Source organism: Burkholderia sp. FW306-1C-G01B (assembly GCF_058781685.1).
The window spans coordinates 100,406-118,878 of record NZ_JBYSWZ010000006.1; the positions used below are offsets into that span (position 1 = coordinate 100,406).

At 66.3% G+C, this 18,473-nt stretch carries 16 protein-coding genes; 8 read left to right on the plus strand and 8 right to left on the minus strand.

Features of this window, described 5'->3' with window-relative positions:
- Positions 1-5 precede the first annotated feature (5 nt).
- Together AC3WLY_RS13875 and AC3WLY_RS13880 are read left to right on the plus strand one after the other, a co-directional pair.
- The gene (locus AC3WLY_RS13875) at positions 6-389 is read left to right on the plus strand and encodes a GtrA family protein (RefSeq protein ID WP_175963021.1); all 384 of its coding nucleotides are present in this window, start codon (positions 6-8) and stop codon (positions 387-389) included.
- Between the two features lie 43 nt (positions 390-432).
- A complete protein-coding gene (locus tag AC3WLY_RS13880) occupies positions 433-747 on the plus strand; it encodes a fucose-binding lectin II (RefSeq protein ID WP_492309550.1) in 315 nt (104 codons plus the stop codon).
- A gap of 34 nt (positions 748-781) precedes the next feature.
- Here the strand turns inward: AC3WLY_RS13880 and AC3WLY_RS13885 are convergent, their stop codons facing one another.
- Complete coding sequence (locus AC3WLY_RS13885) at positions 782-1,720, minus strand: ABC transporter substrate-binding protein (protein WP_492309527.1); 939 nt, start codon at positions 1,718-1,720, stop codon at positions 782-784.
- A 110-nt stretch (positions 1,721-1,830) separates the two neighbouring features.
- On the minus strand, positions 1,831-2,952 hold the full coding sequence (locus AC3WLY_RS13890) for a TauD/TfdA family dioxygenase (RefSeq protein WP_425130913.1): 1,122 nt from the start codon (positions 2,950-2,952) through the stop codon (positions 1,831-1,833).
- Positions 2,953-3,413: 461 nt separating this feature from the next.
- Between AC3WLY_RS13890 and AC3WLY_RS13895 the strand changes: the two genes are divergently transcribed.
- Positions 3,414-4,847 carry an MFS transporter gene (locus tag AC3WLY_RS13895; protein ID WP_492309526.1) on the plus strand — a complete coding sequence of 478 codons (1,434 nt, stop codon included), beginning with the start codon at positions 3,414-3,416 and terminating at the stop codon, positions 4,845-4,847.
- Between the two features lie 52 nt (positions 4,848-4,899).
- Complete coding sequence (locus tag AC3WLY_RS13900) at positions 4,900-6,168, plus strand: ATP-grasp domain-containing protein (RefSeq protein ID WP_175963025.1); 1,269 nt, start codon at positions 4,900-4,902, stop codon at positions 6,166-6,168.
- Between the two features lie 40 nt (positions 6,169-6,208).
- Here AC3WLY_RS13900 and AC3WLY_RS13905 read toward each other — a convergent pair whose 3' ends face one another.
- Positions 6,209-7,084 carry a LysR family transcriptional regulator gene (locus AC3WLY_RS13905; RefSeq protein ID WP_492309525.1) on the minus strand — a complete coding sequence of 292 codons (876 nt, stop codon included), beginning with the start codon at positions 7,082-7,084 and terminating at the stop codon, positions 6,209-6,211.
- 167 nt (positions 7,085-7,251) lie between these two features.
- Here AC3WLY_RS13905 and AC3WLY_RS13910 point away from each other — a divergent pair, with 167 nt between their 5' ends.
- Together AC3WLY_RS13910 and AC3WLY_RS13915 are read left to right on the plus strand one after the other, a co-directional pair.
- Entirely contained in the window at positions 7,252-8,196 is a 945-nt protein-coding gene (locus AC3WLY_RS13910; RefSeq protein ID WP_175963027.1) for a hypothetical protein, read from the plus strand.
- A gap of 42 nt (positions 8,197-8,238) precedes the next feature.
- Positions 8,239-9,447: an ATP-grasp domain-containing protein gene (locus AC3WLY_RS13915; protein WP_310136303.1), complete on the plus strand. Its 1,209-nt coding sequence runs from the start codon at positions 8,239-8,241 to the stop codon at positions 9,445-9,447.
- Positions 9,448-9,667: 220 nt separating this feature from the next.
- On the opposite strand, the gene AC3WLY_RS13920 is transcribed toward AC3WLY_RS13915, so the two are convergent.
- On the minus strand, positions 9,668-11,437 hold the full coding sequence (locus AC3WLY_RS13920; protein WP_492309524.1) for a histidine kinase: 1,770 nt from the start codon (positions 11,435-11,437) through the stop codon (positions 9,668-9,670).
- An 82-nt stretch (positions 11,438-11,519) separates the two neighbouring features.
- Positions 11,520-12,932, minus strand: coding sequence for a response regulator c-di-GMP phosphodiesterase, NosR family (gene nosR, locus AC3WLY_RS13925; RefSeq protein ID WP_175963030.1), 1,413 nt, complete (start codon positions 12,930-12,932; stop codon positions 11,520-11,522).
- A gap of 463 nt (positions 12,933-13,395) precedes the next feature.
- Here nosR and AC3WLY_RS13930 point away from each other — a divergent pair, with 463 nt between their 5' ends.
- Entirely contained in the window at positions 13,396-14,928 is a 1,533-nt protein-coding gene (locus AC3WLY_RS13930) for an FAD-dependent monooxygenase (RefSeq protein WP_492309523.1), read from the plus strand.
- A 119-nt stretch (positions 14,929-15,047) separates the two neighbouring features.
- Here the strand turns inward: AC3WLY_RS13930 and AC3WLY_RS13935 are convergent, their stop codons facing one another.
- On the minus strand, positions 15,048-16,103 hold the full coding sequence (locus tag AC3WLY_RS13935; protein ID WP_492309522.1) for an aldo/keto reductase: 1,056 nt from the start codon (positions 16,101-16,103) through the stop codon (positions 15,048-15,050).
- 72 nt (positions 16,104-16,175) lie between these two features.
- Positions 16,176-16,766: a flavodoxin family protein gene (locus AC3WLY_RS13940; RefSeq protein ID WP_310136291.1), complete on the minus strand. Its 591-nt coding sequence runs from the start codon at positions 16,764-16,766 to the stop codon at positions 16,176-16,178.
- Between the two features lie 118 nt (positions 16,767-16,884).
- Between AC3WLY_RS13940 and AC3WLY_RS13945 the strand changes: the two genes are divergently transcribed.
- Positions 16,885-17,790, plus strand: a complete 906-nt coding sequence (locus AC3WLY_RS13945; protein ID WP_492309521.1) for a LysR family transcriptional regulator — start codon at positions 16,885-16,887, stop codon at positions 17,788-17,790.
- Between the two features lie 225 nt (positions 17,791-18,015).
- Here the strand turns inward: AC3WLY_RS13945 and AC3WLY_RS13950 are convergent, their stop codons facing one another.
- A complete protein-coding gene (locus tag AC3WLY_RS13950) occupies positions 18,016-18,228 on the minus strand; it encodes a DUF1059 domain-containing protein (RefSeq protein WP_072439835.1) in 213 nt (70 codons plus the stop codon).
- Positions 18,229-18,473 lie beyond the last annotated feature (245 nt).

The window sequence follows — 18,473 nt, forward strand, 5'->3', positions numbered from 1 at the left end:
CGGCCATGATCGACCTGCTCCATGCCGAGCGCACGCGGCTCGTGCGCTTCGGCTTGTCCGGGCTCGGCTCGACCGCGCTCCATACGCTGGTCGCGTCCGCGCTGTTCGCGCTGTTCGATGCGACGCTGGTCGCCGCGAACGCGGTCGCGTTTCTCTGCGCGACGGCGTTCTCGTATCTCGCGAATACGCTGTGGAGCTTCTCGTCGACGGTACGCACGCGCAACGCGCTGCGTTTTCTCGTCGTTACGCTGGCCGGCTTCATCGAAACGCTGCTGCTCGCGCGTGCCGCCGAAATGCTCGACGTGTCGCGCGCGATGAGCATCGTCGCGATCGCACTGCTGATCCCGCCGACGACGTTCGTGCTGCATCGGCTCTGGACCTACCGGTAAGCATTGGATAGCCGGCCGCCCGGCGGCCCGATAGCAGTCGCGAATCGCGCCCTTCCCGCTCCCGAAACGTCATGCCGCCGGCCGGCAGGACCTGAAGCTGTTCATCGACGATGCGCCCGAACCGGCCGCGTCGTTCGCCGGCAACGGCAACGACGACGTCAGGCAGTTCACGCTGAACTCGAAAGGCGGCAAGATCCGGATCGACGCATCGGCCAACGGCAGGAAGTCCGCGACCGATGCGCGCCTCGCGCCGCTGTTCGCGGGCGATCAAGTGTGGCTCGGCTGGCTCGGCGCCGAGGACGGCGCCGACCGCGACTACAACGACGGGATCGTCATTCTTCAGTGGCCGATCACCTGAGCGGCGCCGCGTTCGCACGCGCGCCGTACCGCGCTCAGGTACGCGGCAGCCCCGGCGGATTAGTCCGCGACCGGTCGATCGCTTCGGCATCGAGGCTCCAGCGGCCGAGCACTTTCCGGTAGCTGCCGTTCGCGATCAGCGCATTGATCGCGAGCGTCAGCGGCTCGGCGAGGCCGCTGCCCTTGCGCGTGGTGATCGCGATGTCCGCGGTGCGCGGCCAGCCGCCGCTCACGGTGCCGATGAGCTTCGCATCGCCGCGCAGCGACGCCTGGTACGCGAGCATCGAATTCACGCTGAAGATCGTGTCGACACGGCCCGACTGCAGCGCGACCCAGCGCTCCGCCGCATCGGCGTAGTACTGGATCTCGACCGGCGCGAGGCCGCGCGCGACGTTCTGCCGGTTCCATTCGAGCAGGATCTTTTCCTGGTTCGTGCCCGAATCGGTCACGACGCGCAGCCCGGCCACGTCCTTCGGCTCGCGGATCGCGGCAATCCGGCTGCTGGTCTTCACGTAAAAGCCGAGCTGATCCTTCCGGTAGGTCGAGAAGTCGAACTTCTCCTTGCGCTGCTCGGTGACCGTCACGTTCGAGATCACCGCGTCGACCTTGCCGGACTGCAGCGCGAGCGGCCAGTCGGCCCACGCGAGCGGCACGATCTTCAGCTTGCGCCCGACGCTGTCCGCGATGAGCTGCGCGAGATCGGGATCGAAGCCGACCACCGTCCGCGCATCGGTCGCATACGTGCTGAGCGGCGGCAGGTTCGGCGCGATGCCGATCGTCAGCGCGTTCGCTTCGGCAAACCTGAAGCCGCCCGGCAATGCCTGCTCGACCGCCGGGTTCGCGGTGCCGCGCTGCCGGCCGGGTTGCTCGGGGCTCAGGTCGAACGTCGCGGCCTGCGCGGCGAAGCTGCCGCCGATCAGCACCGCGGCCAGCATGCGAACGACACGCGCAACGGGGAATGCTGTTCTTGTCATGTTTTCCGGATTCCTTCCTGTTCGATGACGCATGGGGCGAACGCAAGCGCGGGCAGCGCGATGGTCGGCGCTGGAATACGTCGGTGCGCCGCGCTGCGTTCCCGGCACGCTCAAGCGGGCGTCGCTTCGAGTTCGGCTGCGGCAGTGCGCCGAGGCGCCGGCTGCGCGACAGGCGACGGGCGATTCGCCTGCGACGATTCGCCCGCATACAGCGCCTTCGGATCGAACACACGTGCCTGCAGCGGCGTGAACGCGCGGAAATTCCACAGGCTGCGCGCGACGAACACACGCTGCACCCAGCGAAACGCGCGGTCGTTCTCGTCGTATTGCGGATCGAAGCGGTCGCGCGAATGCAACGTGAAATGGTTGTTGATCAGCACCAGCTTGCCCGGCGACACCTGCACCCCGAACGACACCTCGCGCACCGCGCGATACAGGTTCGCCAGCGCTTCCTGCGCGCGCGTGTTGACCGCCAGCACCATGTCCGGATAGAACGCGACCGTCACGCGCGGCGCGTCGAGCGGCCCCGACAGCACGGCGCTCAGGTCGGTGTTGTCGCGCGGCGTCGGCGTGGCGCCGCGCCACCGGTACGGCACGCGGATGATGTAGTGCTCGCCGTAGAGCTGCGCGATATCGTCCGGCGACAGCAATTGCAGCGCACGGCGCGCATCCGCGAGCCGCGTATACGGGCCGCCGCCGGCTTCGCTGCGCACGCCGAGCAGCAGCAGCGCGAACGGCGACGTGTCGCCTTCCGGCATGTGCGCCTGCGCGGCGTTCTCGATATGGAAATCCAGCTCGACCTCGGAGCCGAGGCCCGTGTATTCGCGCGCGGTCGTCTTGTGCGGCGTCAGGTTGTTCACGAGCTCGCGGCCTTCGTGCGCGATCGAATACGGCTCGCCGGCCAGCGTGCTCAGCGCGACCAGCACGTTCTCGCTCAGCACGCCAGCCTTGAACGAGCGGCCGGTTTCCTCGAACCTCGGGCTGCCGTTCACGTCGTCGTCGATCGGCAGGTTGTCGATCTCGATCGACCCGTGCGCGTCCGCGGTCGGCGCCTTCGCGCGGTCGAACGCGTCGACGATCCGGTCGGGAAATGCGTTGTAGGCGAGCTTGCGTACTGCGCTGATATAGCCGGCGCCGCCAGCGGGATCGTAGGCCAGCGCGCCGAGCGTCTTCCGGATGTGACCGGACTCCACTGCCGTCAAGACGATGCGTTCATCTGCGAGATAGGTCATAGGTCTCTCGTATAAAGATCTTGGGTCGAAGAGCGGTATGGCACCACCGCTGCGCTTTGCCTTCCTCGGTGCGAAGCGCTCGACAAGACTAGAAGACCGTCGTTGCATTGCGAAATGATATTAAATCGATTGCAAACAAAAATTGTCGATATAAGTTCAGCAACGCGGCTAGCGTCGGGCCGCATCGATTGCGCCGGTCTTTAACACTAATTCTTGTTAAAAAATCGCTGGTTATTATTTGTATTCGCTGGCGGGTCGATGCTAGTTTTCTGTCGGATTCGACGATGCGGCCGGCTCTCGACCGGCAGCCGCCCCATCACCCGCCACACGGAAAACCGCCAGATGAACCGATACCCACTGCTGCGCTGCTTGTTCGGATACTTCGGATACTTCGGATACGCCGGATGCGACGCTTCGTCGCCGACGGGCCGCCTCGCGACCTACGCGGCACGGGGGCAGCGATGAGCGAACGCGCTCCGGCGCTCGACTGCGCGCTAACCGCCGCCGCGCCGCCGCACCGCACGTCGCTGCGCGCGATCTTCCCGGCCATCGCGGCCGCGAGCCTCGGCTTCGCGATCGTCCAGCTCGACGTGACCGTCGTCAACGTCGCGATTCCTAGCCTCGGCCACTCATTCGGATCGAGCGTCCACGGGCTGCAGTGGATCGTCGACGCGTACACGCTGTCGTTCGCCGCGCTGCTGCTGACGTCCGGCACGCTGGCCGACCGCTTCGGCAGCCGCCGGCTGTTCGCGTACGGCCTCGCGCTGTTCCTGCTCGCGTCGCTCGGCTGCGCGCTCGCGCCGTCGCTCGCGGCGCTGATCGCCGCGCGTGTCGCGCAGGGCGTCGGCGCGGCGATGATCCTGCCCACGTCGCTCGCGCTCATCACGCATGCTTGCGCGAACGACGCCGCCGCGCGCGTGAAGGCCGTCGCATGGTGGAGCGCGACCGGCGGCGCGATCAGCGCGGCCGGGCCGACGCTCGGCGGGCTGCTGATCGATTCGCTCGGCTGGCGCGCGATCTTCTTCATCAACCTGCCGATCTGCGCGGCCGGGCTGTGGCTCACGCTGCGCCGCGTGCAGGATTCGGCCGCCGCGCGCACGCGGCTGTTCGATCCGGCCGGGCAGATCGTCGCGGTGCTCGTGCTCGGTCTGCTGACGGGCGGCATCATCCGGGCCGGCGCGCACGGGCCGGGCGACCCGTATGCGGCCGGCGCGCTGATCGCATCGGTCGTGCTCGGCGCGCTGTTTGTCGCGATCGAGCGGCGCGTGGCGGCACCGATGCTGCAGCTCGCGTTCTTCAGGATCGCGCGCGTACCGGGCGTTCTCGCGATCGGTGCGATCACGAACGCCGCGTTCTACGGGCTGATCTTCTCGCTCAGCCTCTATTTCCAGAACGCGCGCGGCTTCACCGCGACCGAATCGGGGCTCGCGCTCGCGCCGCTCACGATCATCATGCTCGCCAACATCGCGAGTGCGCGCCTCGCCGTCCGCTACGGATTCCGCGCGACCGTCATCGTCGGCCTTGCCGTATCGCTCGCGGGCTACGTGTGGCTGTGGCAAACGCTCGCCGCGCACACGCCATACGCGCTGCTGGTGCCGGGGCTCGCGGCGATGGCGATCGGCGGCGGCATCGCGATTCCCGCGCTGACGTCGACGATGCTCGGCAGTGTCGACGCTGGCCGCTCGGCCACCGCGTCCGCGATCCTCAATACCGCGCGCCAGGTGGGTGCCGCCGTCGGCGTCGCGGCGCTCGGCGCGCTGGTCGCGGGCCAGCGCGCAGCGATCGTGGCCGGCACGTCGCGCGCGTTTGCCGTCGCGGCCGCGCTCGTCGCCGTCTGCATCGTGCTGGCCGCGCGCTGGCCCGGCGGCGCACCGGATGCCGTCGCGCGGGCCTGAGCACGTGCCGCCCGACTCCCTTCAACCGATCCCATAGCCGAGCGAGGAATCCATGCAGCATCGCTTCATCGATACCGTCCTGATCGTCGACGGTGCGTCGACGGCCGCCTATCTGGCGCCCGCGTTTCGCGCGTACGGCATCCGTTGCGCGCACGTGGTCAGCGACCCCGATTTGCCGGAAATCTACCGGAACCAGTTCGTCCCGTCCGACTACGTCCGCCAGGTCCAGCATCGCGGCGACATCGACGCGACGCTCGCGCAACTGAGCGACCTGCGGATCGGCGCGGTGCTGCACGGCCTCGACGCGGCGCTCGAACTCGCCGACACGCTGGCCGAACGGCTCGACGTGCCGTATCGCAATCCGCTCGCGACGTCGGCCGCGCGGCGCGACAAATTCGTGATGAACGAGCGCATCCGCCAGGCCGGCCTGCGCGCACCGGCGCATTTTCACAGCACGTCGGTCGACGAAGCGCTCGCGTGGGCGCGCGCGCACGGCACGCTGCCGCTCGTGGTGAAGCCGGCTCGCAGCGCAGGCGTGGCAGGCGTGAAGATCTGCCGGACGCTCGCGCAGGTCGAGGCCGCCGCGCGCGACGTGCTGGCCACCCGTTCGCTGTATAACCAGCCGAACGACGACATCGTGATCCAGAGCTATTCCGAGGGGCAGGAATACATCGTCGATTCGGTGTCGTTCGAGGGCCGCCATCGCGTGGTCAGCCTGTGGGAAGTGCATCGCGACCGCACGCACGCGCCGCGGCTCGACAAGATGCTGGTGCTGAACCATGCCGACCCGCGCTACGCGCCGCTGCTCGACTACGCGGCCGACGTGCTCGACGCGCTCGAAGTACGCTTCGGGCCGACCCATCTCGAACTGTTCGACACGGCCGACGGCCCGACGATCGTCGAGCTGAACGCGCGGCTGCACGGCAGTCTCGATCCACGCTTGACGAGCGCGGTCAGCGGCGAAAATCACGTGTCGGCCGCCGTCGAAGCCGTGCTGCATCCGGAGCGGCTGTTCGGCGAAGCAGCCGCGCCGACGGATTTTCGCGGCTACTGCGGGCACGTGCTGCTGCTGTCGTCGCGCAACGGCGTGCTCGCGCAGGACTTCACATGGCAAGCGATCCAGGCGCTGCCGTCGTTCGTCGGGCTCAAGCAGTGGATCAAGGTGGGCGACACGCTGCGCGTGACCACCGACCTGCAGACGGCGCTCGGCACGGTCGGCCTCTACAGCCCGACGTTCGAGCGGCTGCTCGACGATTGCCGGCGCATCCGCGAAATCGAGGCCGATTTCTTCGCGGACGAACGCGCTGTCGCGCCGGCATAGCGTTATTGGCACCGCGCGCTCGCGCTCCGGCTCTCCGGCACTAGCGTGCGAGCAGCGCACCCGCCTGCCGGCCCAGCACCGCGCGCAATGCATCGAGTTCGGGCAGCGCGGGCACTTCCTCGGGCGTGACGAGGTAGGTCGTCACGCTGTCGAGATCGTCGAACGCGTGCGTGCGCAGTTCCTTGCGCGCCACGTGCTCGGTCGTGATCCGCTTCGGCAGGATCGCAACGCCCATGCCGGCCGCCACGCATCCGAGGATCGCGCCGAACGTGCCGAACGACGACACCGATTCGATCGCGAAGCCGCGCGCCTTCAGCCAGTGCTCGGCGACCGCCCGATACGGGCAGCCGTCGCGAAACGCCAGCAGCCGCACCGTGTTGTCGGCCAGCAATTGCCGGCGCGTGACCGTGACCGCGCTCGCCAGCACCATGTCCTCGGCAAACGCAGGCTCGTAACGCAGCCCCGGCCGGACGACCGCGCGTGCGGTGAGCGCGGCGTCGATCCGGCCGCGCAGCAGCGCGTCGGCCAGTTCCGGCTCGCTGCCGATCTGCACCGCGAGGCCCAGCGCCGGATCGTGCGCCTTCAATGCGGCGGCGAGCGCAGGCAGCCGCGTGGCCGCCGTGCTTTCCATCGAACCGAGCCGGAAGCTGCGCGCGACCGGCGTCTCGCGCACCACCTGCGTCGCTTCGTCGACGAGCCGCAGGATCCGGTCGCAATACGGGATCAGCCGGCGCCCGGCGTCGTTCAGCACCAGCCGCTTGCCGTGCCGGTCGAACAGCGGCGCGTCGAGCGACTCTTCGAGCTGGCGCAGCCGCGCGGTCACGTTCGACTGCGTGCAGCCGAGCCGTTCGGCTGCGCGCAACGCGCTGCCTTCCTGCACGACGGCCCGGAAGGTTTCGAGCAGAGGTATGTTCATATCACTTTCTCTTGTTACTGATCCAGTTTATATCATTTTACTTCGCACATCATCGGGATTAGCCTGACGGATATCCCGACCCGGCCGGCCCGCTTACGAGGAATCCGCATGCCATCCGCTGTCTGTTCCGGCTTCACCTCCGCTCGCCGTCGGCGCGCGGCTCGCCCGTGCGCGCGCTGATCGCCGCGCTGGTGCGGCGCGGCCCGACCGTGCTCGCGTGCGGCGTCGGCCTCGGGCTGCTGGTGCCGCCGCTCGCGGATATGGCGCGGCCGCTGATGCCAGTCACTGTGTTCCTGTTCGTACTCGGTACGCTGCTGCGCGTCGAGCCCAGCGCCGTGCGCGCGGTCGCGCGGCGGCCGGCCGTGTCGCTGCTGCTGCCTGCAGTGACGATGATCGTGTGCCCGGTCGCGCTCGGCATCGCGACGCGGCTCGCGGGCATGCCGTACGACTGGGTCGTCGCGCTGGTGATCGCGTACTGCGCGCCGCCGTCGAGCGGCACGTCGACGATCGCGCGGATGCTGTCGCTCGACGCGAGCGTCGCGCTCGTCGCGACCCTTGCATCGATGGCGTTCGTTCCGCTTACCGCGCCGCTGCTGACAGCCTGGTTCAGCCACGATGCGGCCGTGTCGATCTCGCCCGTGACGCTCGCATTGCGGCTTGCGCTGCTGATCGGCAGCGCCGAAGGCGTCGCGCTGCTCGTGCGGCGGTTTGCCGGTGCCCGGCTCGATCGCTATGCGACACCCATCGACGCGATCGTCGTCGTCGCGCTGCTGGTATTCGCGCTCGGCACGATGGCCGGCATGCAGCAGTCGATCATCGACGCGCCGCACCGCGCGTTGACCTCGATCGCACTCGCGTTCGCCGTCAACGCCGGCTTCCAGATCGTCGCGTACGGTCTCACGCCCGGCGACGTCCGCACGCGGCTCAATGTCGCGCTGATCGTCGCCAATCGCAACGTCGGCCTGATGTGGGCCGCGCTCGGGCTCGCGGCCACGCCGACCATGGCGCTCGTGTTCACGTGTGCTCAATTGCCTATCTACACGCTGCCGCGCGTCGTCCAGCACCTGCTGCCGCGCCTCGAAGCGCAGCGCCTGCGCAGGCGCGCACGCTAGCCGGCACCGCCCCGCTCTCCCGTCCTCGATCAAGGATCCAGCATGAAGCGACTCATCGTGATCGGCGCACGCGCCACCGGCAGCAGCCTCGCGCTCGTGCGCGCCGCGCTCGCGCGCCAGGTGGCCGTGACCGTCGTCACCGCGCCCGGCCATCGTCTCGCCGGCGCGTTTCCCGACGGTGTCGAGACGATCAACCTCGAACCCGACGCCGGCCAGCTCGCCGGCTGGCTGCGCGCGCGTTTTCCGGACGAGATCGACACGCTGCGCGTGACGACCGCTCACGACACCTATGCGCGCACCGCCGCGTGGGTCGCCGACGCGCTCGGCCTGCCCGGCCCCGATGCGCGGCACGTCGCGCACGCGGTGTCGAAGTCGAACCAGAAGGCATTGCTCGCCGCGCACGGCATCCCGGCCGCGCAATTCGTCACGGGCACGCTGGGCGCGCCGGCGGCACTCGCCGCCGCGGCCGACCCGTTGCGTTTTCCGGTCGTCGTCAAGCCGTCGGAGGGATCGGCGAGTGACGGCGTCCGACGCTGCGAGACTATCGCCGAAGTGCGCGCGCAGCTCGACGCGCTCGCCGCCGCGCGAGTCGATGCGCAGTCGCTCGCGATCGAGCGCGTCGTCGTCGAGGAATTCCTGAGCGGCAGCGAATACTGCGTCGAGTATTTCGACGGCCGCTACATCGGCGCGCTGCGCAAGCTGAAGCGGCATGGCGCCGGCTTTCTCGAACGCGGCTATACGTCCGAACTCGATCTCGATGCCGACACGCTGCGCGCGCTGATCGACGTCGGCACGCGCGCGACCGCGGCCGCCGGGCTCACGTGGGGGCCCGTGCATCTCGACTGCATCGTGCACGACGGCGTGCCGCACGTGATCGAACTGAATCCGCGCATCGCGGGCAGCTTCATTTGCGACATCGTGCGCGACGGCTATGGCTTCAACGTGGTCGACGCGTTGCTCGACAAGCTCGACGGACGGACGGTGACGATTCCCGAACTGTTCGAGCCGCACGCGTATGCGCGCGCCGAATTCCTGCTCGACAGCGATCCGGGCGCGTGGCGTTTCGCGCAGGCCGGCGAGATCGACGACGGCAAGGTCGCGATCAGCTACGGGCCGCAAGTGCTGCCCGATCGCGAACGGCGTGCGTTTCTTTATGTGCGTGTCGCGTTGCCTGTCGCGGATGATGCGGCGGAGAAGCCGGGTTCGTCGACCGATAGCCGCGACGTCGCGCAGCCGACGCCGACCGGATAGCGCGTCGGACAGCGTGTCGTGACGGGAACGGCGCGTGCCCTCCCGTCGCGGCGACGGCGTTCCCTGCCGGCGGCGTGCAGCCGGTTCATCAGCCGTGTGGTCGAGCACCTGAACGAGCTGCCGGGCACGACGCTCAGCGCGTCGAGCGATACGTTGCTGGATCGGCGGGTGCGACGGTCTGAGTCGCGCTCATCTTTTTGCCGAACCCGGTTCGCGCACCTCATGCCCGCTGTTCCAGCTCCGCCACGTCCGCGTTGTCGCGGGCCCGCCGGACCGGCAGCCGCACACAGAACGTCGTGCCGCGCCCGGGTTCGCTCGTCACGTCGATTGTGCCGCGATGGCGCTCGACGATGCCGTGCGATACCGACAAGCCAAGCCCGGTCCCCTGCCCGACCGGCTTCGTCGTGAAGAACGGATCGAAGATCCGCCGGACGACGTCGGGCGTCATGCCCGTTCCGGTATCGCTGATCGCGATCGACACCTGCTCGCCATCGCTCGACGTGCGGATCGTGATCACGCCGCGCTCGGGAATCGCCTGCGCCGCGTTGACCAGCAGGTTCATGAACACCTGGTTCAACTGCGACGGCAGGCATTCGACCTGCGGCAGGTCGCCGTAATCGCGCACGATGTCGGCCTTGTACTTCAGTTCGTTATGGACGACGTTGAGCGTGCTCTCGAGGCCCGCATGGAGATCGACCACGCTCCACTCGTCGCTGACCGGGCGCGAGAAATCGCGCAGGTCCTGCACGATGCGCCGCACCCGCACCGCGCCATCGATCGATTCGTCGATCAGCGTCACGATCTCGTCGCGGACGTAGTCCAGATCCACGGCGCGGCCCATCGCCGTCAGCGCGTCGCGCGCGGCCGGGTCGAGCTGCGGCAGCGCCGCTTCATGCGCCGCGACCACATCGAGCAGGCTTCGCACCCATGTCTTCAACGTATTGAGGTTCGCACTGACGAAGCCGATCGGATTGTTGATCTCGTGCGCGACGCCCGCCGCGAGCTGGCCGATCGACGCGAGCTTTTCCGACTGCAGCAACTGCACGTGGGTTTCCTCGAGCACATGCAGAAGGCGCCGCTGCTCTTCCTTCTCCTGTTCGAGCCGTGCCTGCGCGGCCTTGCGCTCGTCGATCTCGGTCGCCATGTTCTCGCGCGTGCGCTGCAGCATCTCCGTCGTCTGCTCGTAGCGGTGCAACGCACGTTCGAGTTCCGCGGTACGCATTCGCACGAGCCGCTCGAGCGTGTCGGCCATCCCGCGCAGAAAGGTTGTGCGCGCATCGAAGCGGCTGAGCAGCAGCGTGACGATCAGCGTCGCCATCGTAAACAGCGCGACGGTCGTTGCGAGCCACGGCGCGTCGATCCCGTTCGCCGCGCCGCATCGCGCATCCGGCGCGAAATGGGCCGCCGCCATCCCCGTATAGTGCATGCCCGTGATGGCAATGCCCATGATGCAGGCCGCGCCGACGCGTTGCGCGGTCGCATGACGCGCCTGCCGCACGCGCAGCGCCTGCGCGATCCATAGCGCGGCAGTCGACGCGATCACCGCGATGCCGATCGATGCGGCGAACAGCGCGGGATCGTAGCGAATGCCGGGCTGCATGTGCATCGCGGCCATCCCCGTGTAATGCATGCCGGCAATCCCGCCGCCCATCAGCGCACCGCCCGCGAACAGCCGCCGCCAGCCCAGCCGTGCGCGCGTGACGACGTTCAGCGCGAAATACGACACGAGCACGGCAATCGCCAGCGACGCGCCGGTATCCGGCAGCGCATAGCCGAGCGGGATCGGCAGCGAAAACGCGAGCATGCCGACGAAATGCATCGACCAGATCCCGGTTCCCATCGCGGCCGCGCCGCCGCCCAGCCACGCACGCTTGAGCTTCGGGTTGTCGAGCAGCGAAATGAACGCGGCCAGGTCGAGCGTCGTATACGAGGCCAGCGTCGCGATCGCAAGCGATAGCAGGACGAGCGGGAGGTCATAGGTGCCGTGCATGATCGAGCGACCGAATCGGTGTGAAGGCGTTGCCGCCGCGCGATCGAGCGCGCGCAGCGTCCATCAGGCCATGTATCCTGCGTCAGCCGGGCGGCGCGCCTGCGTTGTGCGCCTGCGTCGACGCCGCCGCGCCGGCCAGAACGAGGATGTCGAACGGCGTCCCTTCCCGCGTCTCGAAACGGCGCACGAGCTCGATCTGGTGCGCCGACATCACGCTGCCCTTCGTCATCAACAGCACGCCGCGATGCGTGCGCAGATCGTCGGCGAGCTGCATCCCTTCGCGCAGCTGCGCGGACTTGATCTCCGCGACGGACGCCGCGATACCGAGACTCGCCGGGTCACGCATCAGCTCGATGCAACGTTCGACGATCTGCGGGTCGTATCGCACGCTGGCCTGCGAGCGCAACGCATCGAGCGCCTGTTCGACCGAATGCGGCACACCGATTTCGCCATTGCGCAGCCCTTCGAAATCGCGTGCGATCGCAACGATCCGCGAGCCGAGCGGAATCGCGTCGCCGGTCAGCCCGTCCGGCGTGCCGCGTCCGTTGAAGCGCTCGTACTGGTGCAGCACGATCGATGCGACCTTGTGCAATTGCGCGACCGGCGTCAGCACCATCTGCGCGCGCAGCGGATGCTGCTGGAACAGCCGGTGTTCGTCCGTCGTCATCCGCGCGAGCGGCTTGTGCAGCAATTCGTCGGGCAGCGACAACTTGCCGATGCCGTGCAGCAGCCCCGCGAAATAGACGTCCTGCGCGTGCAGCTCGCTCATCCCCGACGCCAGCGCGAGCCGGCGCGCGATCTCGCCCACGCGCATCGCGTGTCCGCCGGCGGTCCCGCAACGCAGCTCGATCATGCTCGCGCAGACCTGGACCATTGCCGTGAAACTGCTTTTCAGGTCGCGTTGCGCCGCTTCGAGGAACATCACGGTCTGGCCGAGTTCCTCGGTGCGTGCGCGCACCTGCGTTTCGAGTTCCGTGTTGAAACGGCGCAGCGCCTCGTTCTGCGCTTCCGTCAGCGCGGTCAGCCGGGCCGCTTCGCGGCGCAAGCGCCGCTGCTCCAGCGCCTGTTCGAGGGTCATCAGCAGATCGTGATCGTCCCACGGCTTGTTCAGGTAGCGATACACGCCGCCTTCGTTGACGGCCTGCACGACCGATGCGATATCCGCATAGCCGGTCAGCAGGATGCGCATCGTGTCCGGGTACAGTGCCCGCGCGCGGGCCAGAAATTCCGCACCGCTCATGCGCGGCATCCGCATGTCGGACACGATCAGGTCGACCTCGGTCGACGCCAGTATCTCGAGCGCGGCCTCGCCGCTGTCGGCGGTCAGGATGTCGTAGCCCGCGGGTCGGAACACGCGCTTGAGCGCCGACAGCACGTTCGGCTCGTCGTCGACCAGCAGGATCGACGGTGCACGGCACGCGTCGTCGGATGCCGTTGCCGCTTCGGGCGTTTCAGGCAGTGCGTCGTTCGGCCCGTTTGTTGCGGATGTCGTCATAATTGGCCTCGGATCAATTATTCACACAATATCTCTCTGCAACATCGGCTTGTACGGCGCTTTCCTATATCGGGGGAAACGCTAATACGTCCTTTCGTGAACGCGAATGAAGAACGTCAAAAACATGAGTCGGTTGCACAACTGCCGTCGAGACCCATTCCGGTTCTTGCCAACCAGGCGTTTCGTGCATGGTCGACGTAACACGCCGGCGCGCCATCGCACTGCGGTGGGCGAACCATCGCCGCCATTTACGCGTCTTCGCTGCGGTGTTATAACGCGGTGTCGGAAAAGGCAGACTTGGTTTGGTAAGCCCAAGTCCTTTCGTTAGCGAAAGCTCTGGTCTTTGCCCCGTGCATGAGATCCCCACGACGAACATCCGACGCCGACCAGGCGTCCAAACGTTCGTCCGTGTGGCGCTCAACCTGAGAAACGCCCCGGTCGAACATCGACACAGGAGTGGTTCATGCACGAGCACCATCAGGATATTTACGACGTCGTGATTGCCGGGGCTGGCCCCGTCGGTCTGTTTCTCGCCTGCGAGCTTCGCCTGTTCAAGCTGTCGGTCCTCGTGCTCGAGCGCGCCGAAACACCGCACTCTTCGTTAAAGCGCCTGCCGTTCGGCATGCGCGGCCTTTCGGCCCCCACCCTCGAAACGCTTGACAGGCGCGGGCTGCTGGACGAGGTAATCGAGGCCGGGCGTGCCGACCCTATCGCGGACAAGACTGCGACGATCGCGCACTGGAGGCAGCAGCCGCGCCGGCCCGCCGGTCATTTCGCCGGCATTCCGTTCCATCACGACGACATCGATCCCTCGAAGTGGCCGTATCGCCTGTCAGGCTCGGCCGACACCAGCATGGCAGTGGCAGTGGAGACACTCGAAACGGTCCTGGCTCGTCGAGCCGGCGCGACGGGATGCGAGATCCGGCGAGGCCTGAGCGCCGACGCATTCCACGAGTCGGATGGAGCGGTGACCGTTCATGCGGGTGGGAACACTTTTCGCGGGCGCTGGCTCGTCGGCTGCGACGGCGGCCGCAGTGCGATCCGCAAAGCCGGCTGCTTTGATTTCGTCGGTACTGGTCCGGAGTTCACCGGCTACTCCGTCGAAGTCGACATGGCTGAGCCGGACGCACTTCCCGCCGGCCGACACTACACATCGACGGGCATGTACACCTATGCGCGACCCGGCACGATTGCGATGGTGGAATTCGACGGCGGCGCGTTTCACCGCCTTCACCCCGTCACGCTGGAGCATGTGCAGGCGGTGCTGCGCCGCGTGTCCGGCACTGAAATCACGCTGACCAGGCTCAGGCAGGCTTCCACGTGGACGGATCGTGCCTTCCAGGCAACGACCTATCGGAACGGACGAGTGCTGCTCGCGGGCGATGCGGCGCACATCCACTCTCCTTTGGGCGGTCAAGGGCTCAATCTTGGACTCGGAGACGCGATGAACCTCGGCTGGAAGCTGGCAGCCACCATCCGTGGCGATGCGCCGGCCGGTCTGCTCGACAGCTATCAACAAGAGCGGCATCCGATAGGGGCACGCGTTCTCGATTGGTCGCGTGCGCAAGTCGCTCTTATGCGACCTACCCCCGGCACGCGCGCGCTGGAAGCGATCGTTCGCGATCTCATCGAGACCCGGGATGGCGCAACGTATTTCGCCGAGCGCGTCTGGGGTGTTTCGCTTCGCTACGATCTTGGCAGCCCTCATCCGCTGGTGGGCCGCAGCGTACCCGATTTCGAACTGGTCGACGGAACCAAGGCAGGCCGCCTGTTGCGCGACGGGCGGGGACTCCTGCTGGACTTCGATTCAGGCGCATCGCTTCAGGCGCTTGCGAACCGTTGGCGCGAGCGCCTCGCCTATGTCGCAGCCGACGCCAAGGATCGGTTAGGTGTGCGCGCTATATTGGTGCGTCCCGACGGGATCGTCGCGTGGGCATGCGAAGCCGCTCCCGACCATGAAGAAGTCGCCCACGCCATCTCGCGATGGTTTGGCTAAACCTGGCGTGCAGGTGATTCGCCTCGTCGATAGCAACGTCAGATAACCTTTTGGCATGCTTATCTCTCTTTCAGTGGGCGCATTCGGACAACCGCCCTATGGGTGTGCGGTAACCGGTTCTAATTCGACGCAACGGGCCTGAACGGCAACGGACGCCTGCTCGCGTCCTGACGATCGATCATCCAGCCTGGATAACAACTAGGCAGCGCACTCACGGCTTCAAGACGCGCAAGCTCGTCCTCGGTGAGAACGACATCGACCGCGCCGAGATTGTCTTCGAGCTGTTCGACCCGTTTGGCGCCGATAATGACGCTCGTGACATGCGGCCTGGCGAGCAGCCAGGCGAGCGCTATCCGGGCGACCGAGATACCGCGCGCGTCGGCGATGGCGCGCATCTCCGCAACGCACGGCCAGGCCCGATCAAGATCGACCGGCGGAAAATCGAAATGGCTGCGCCGCGAACCTTCTTCGGCTGGTGCCCCGGGACCAAACTTCCCGGAAAGCAAGCCGCCCGCGAGGGGCGACCAGACAAGCAGCCCCATCTGCTCGTCGATCACGAGCGGCACCAGTTCGCGCTCCACGTCGCGTCCGGCGATCGAATAGTAGGCCTGCAGCGTTTCGAAGCGCGTGGCATGAAGCGCCGCACTCAGTCCGAGCGCTTTACCGATCTTGCCTGCGCGCCAATTCGACACGCCGACATAACGAACCAGCCCCTGCCGCGTAAGGTCGTCCAGGGCCCGCAGCGTTTCTTCGATTGGCGTGACAGAATCGCTGGCGTGTATCTGGTAAAGATCTATATGGTCGACCTGGAGCCGTTCCAGGCTTCTCTGCACCGAATCCATGATGTGACCGCGCGACGCCCCCTGATCGTTGGGTTTCGGGCCCATCACGCCGGCTGTCTTCGTCGCCAGCACGATTTCGTTGCGTGGTACTCCGATGTCTTTCAGTGCCTGTCCGACGAGTCGTTCGGACTGGCCAAAGGAATAAATGTCGGCGGTGTCGATGAAATTGATTCCCGCGGCAAGCGCGCGGGCAATCAACCGGTTCGCGTCGTCCTGACCGACTGCGCCGATCGCCTTCCACATGCCCGCGTCGGCATTGCCACCCAGCGTCATCGTGCCGAGGCACAGCTCCGAGACATACAGGCCGGTGCGGCCGAGTTGCTTGTATTTCATGGCCATTCCTTTCAAGAGTGGCTGGATGACAGGTGGCGGCGTCCGTTTCGTCGCGTCGCGCGCGCCAGGATTTCAGTTGCGTTGAGCGTGTCCGGACCGAAACTGTCCGGCGATCATCGCGACGCGTGCGCCGTAGCGGCGCGCCGTCTCGAGATCCCCTGGCGACATCTCGTCAGGCGACGCATCGGCAGGCGTCTGCGCCATCGGCGCGATATAGGAGCCCATGCGATTCAGGTCGTCACGCATCGAAGCTTTCACGTTCGCCGGCTTGATATCCATGCTGACCCAGATGCCGCCGTGCTGCCCGGCGAGCAGAAAGAAGTATTCGAGCGTATTGAGCTTGTCGCCGTTGATACTCGCGCTGTTGGTAAAGCCGCCGAAAATCTTGTTTTGCCACCCGCCTTCGAACCAGGCTTTCGAGGACGCGTCCGCGAATTTCTTGAACTGCCAGCTGGGGCCGCCCATGTAGGTCGGCGAGCCGAACAGGATCGCATCCGCGCCGGCCAGCGCATCCCACGCATCCTCGGCAAGGTTTCCGTCGGTGTCGATTGCGACGAGTACGGCGCCGGCGCCTTCGGCGACGGCTGTTGCCATACGCTCGGTATGCCCATAGCCGGAGTGGTAGACCACGACCGTTTTGATCGCAGAGGTATGTTGTGTCATGGCTGCTCCCTTTCGTTCAAGTTGTCCTCCGTGGACGACATGGGAAGCCACTCTACTGAGTCGTAACTGAGTTATAAATGATGACAAATTGAACGTTCCGTTACTCCCTGGGTGAACAATGCAAAACCTCGACGCGCTTTTGATCTTTGCCCGTGTCGCCGAAATGACGAGCTTCACGCGTGCGGCCGAAAGCCTTGGAATTCAGAAGGGGCGTGTGTCGATGGTGATCCGCGGACTCGAGCGGGATGTCGGCGTGGCGCTGTTGCATCGGACCACGCGGAGCGTGCAGCTTACTGAAGACGGACGCGCCTTTTATCTGCGCGCACGGGACCTGCTGGCCGAAGTACAGGAGTTGCAATCGATGTTCTCGGGTCATGGCACACCGCTGCGGGGCAGGTTGCGCGTCGACATGCCCACCGAGTTGGCACGAAGCGTCGTGGTTCCCGCCCTGCCGCAACTGATGGCGGCACATCCGGAGTTGGAACTGGAACTTTCCAGCACCGATCGGCGTGTCGATCTCGTCCAGGAAGGGTTCGATTGCGTGATCCGTCTGGGTCCGATCGTCGACGAGACGCTGATTGCCCGACCGCTGGGCAAGCTGCGCATGACCAATGCGGCGAGCCCGAGCTATCTGGCACGGTACGGCATACCGCATACGCTCGACGATCTGCGCAGCCAGGGGCATCGGATGGTTCACTACACGCTGACACTCGGCGCCCGGCATGCCGGATGGGAATACCCGGACGGCGACGGCTATGCGTCGCTTCCGTTGCCGAGCGCGATGCAGGTCAACAGTGTGCAGACCTATCATGCCGCCGGGCTTGCGGGCATCGGGTTGATCCAGGCGGGATATTCGGCGCTCGCGCATCACATCGAAAGCGGCGCGCTGGTGGAGGTTCTGCCCGACTTGCGTCCCGAGCCCCTCGCCGCATCGCTCGTCGTGGCCCATCGGCGCAACCTGTCGCCACGCGTCCGGGCTTTCATGGATTGGATCGAGGGGGTATTGGAGCCGTATTTCGATTAACCGTCAGGTGTAGCGGCTCAACGGGGCAGAAAATGGCCGAACGCGGAAGTACGGGTTCGGCCCGGCAGCGAGGTATTCGCACGACAGCCGAACTCCGATAGCCGCCCCATGGACCACATTCAGAAGAAGATTTCGGCAAGATGCGCAGCTACGGTCAACACCAATACGTGGTTGGCAGATGGCCGTCGTGAGGTGGTCGCTGCTCTTCGATCCGTCGCGCCGGCATTACGCTTGACGCGGTGTTTCAACGGGTGGTGTGCCGTCATGAAATAGCGCTTTCAGCTGTGAACGCAGCTCCGGCGAATCGGCATGCTTGTGAACCGCGACCGCATGCTGTACGGCCGCCTCGAGCAACTCGTTTTCGGAATCCGCGGATAGCGCAACGGAACAATTCATTTCGCTCGGGAATTCCCGGCAATCGATGTATTTGCGCGTCATGATGTCCTTCCTCATACGACAGTAGTCATGGGTCTTGCGTGGATGACCGCGCGGGATGCCGCGCGAAGCATATAGGCACGATTGCGCCTCCTTGTCGCGGACGAAATGACTTTGAAAGTATAGGTCGCGTGCAATGAATTCGCGGCAACGCATCGAAATTCACGACGTTCCGCGGGCGTCGCCCGCACGCCGTGCCGCAGGTGCCGTCTGCGGCCGGGAATGAAGCAGGGATGTAATCAACGGCC

Coding starts and splice junctions, on each gene's coding strand:
- AC3WLY_RS13875 (WP_175963021.1), top strand. CDS start 6: ATGATCGACCTGCTCCATGCCGAGCGCACGCGGCTCGTGCGCTTCGGC.
- AC3WLY_RS13885 (WP_492309527.1), bottom strand. CDS start 1,720: ATGACAAGAACAGCATTCCCCGTTGCGCGTGTCGTTCGCATGCTGGCC.
- AC3WLY_RS13890 (WP_425130913.1), bottom strand. CDS start 2,952: ATGACCTATCTCGCAGATGAACGCATCGTCTTGACGGCAGTGGAGTCC.
- AC3WLY_RS13895 (WP_492309526.1), top strand. CDS start 3,414: ATGAGCGAACGCGCTCCGGCGCTCGACTGCGCGCTAACCGCCGCCGCG.
- AC3WLY_RS13900 (WP_175963025.1), top strand. CDS start 4,900: ATGCAGCATCGCTTCATCGATACCGTCCTGATCGTCGACGGTGCGTCG.
- AC3WLY_RS13905 (WP_492309525.1), bottom strand. CDS start 7,084: ATGAACATACCTCTGCTCGAAACCTTCCGGGCCGTCGTGCAGGAAGGC.
- AC3WLY_RS13915 (WP_310136303.1), top strand. CDS start 8,239: ATGAAGCGACTCATCGTGATCGGCGCACGCGCCACCGGCAGCAGCCTC.
- AC3WLY_RS13920 (WP_492309524.1), bottom strand. CDS start 11,437: ATGCACGGCACCTATGACCTCCCGCTCGTCCTGCTATCGCTTGCGATC.
- nosR (WP_175963030.1), bottom strand. CDS start 12,932: ATGACGACATCCGCAACAAACGGGCCGAACGACGCACTGCCTGAAACG.
- AC3WLY_RS13930 (WP_492309523.1), top strand. CDS start 13,396: ATGCACGAGCACCATCAGGATATTTACGACGTCGTGATTGCCGGGGCT.
- AC3WLY_RS13935 (WP_492309522.1), bottom strand. CDS start 16,103: ATGAAATACAAGCAACTCGGCCGCACCGGCCTGTATGTCTCGGAGCTG.
- AC3WLY_RS13940 (WP_310136291.1), bottom strand. CDS start 16,766: ATGACACAACATACCTCTGCGATCAAAACGGTCGTGGTCTACCACTCC.
- AC3WLY_RS13945 (WP_492309521.1), top strand. CDS start 16,885: ATGCAAAACCTCGACGCGCTTTTGATCTTTGCCCGTGTCGCCGAAATG.
- AC3WLY_RS13950 (WP_072439835.1), bottom strand. CDS start 18,228: ATGACGCGCAAATACATCGATTGCCGGGAATTCCCGAGCGAAATGAAT.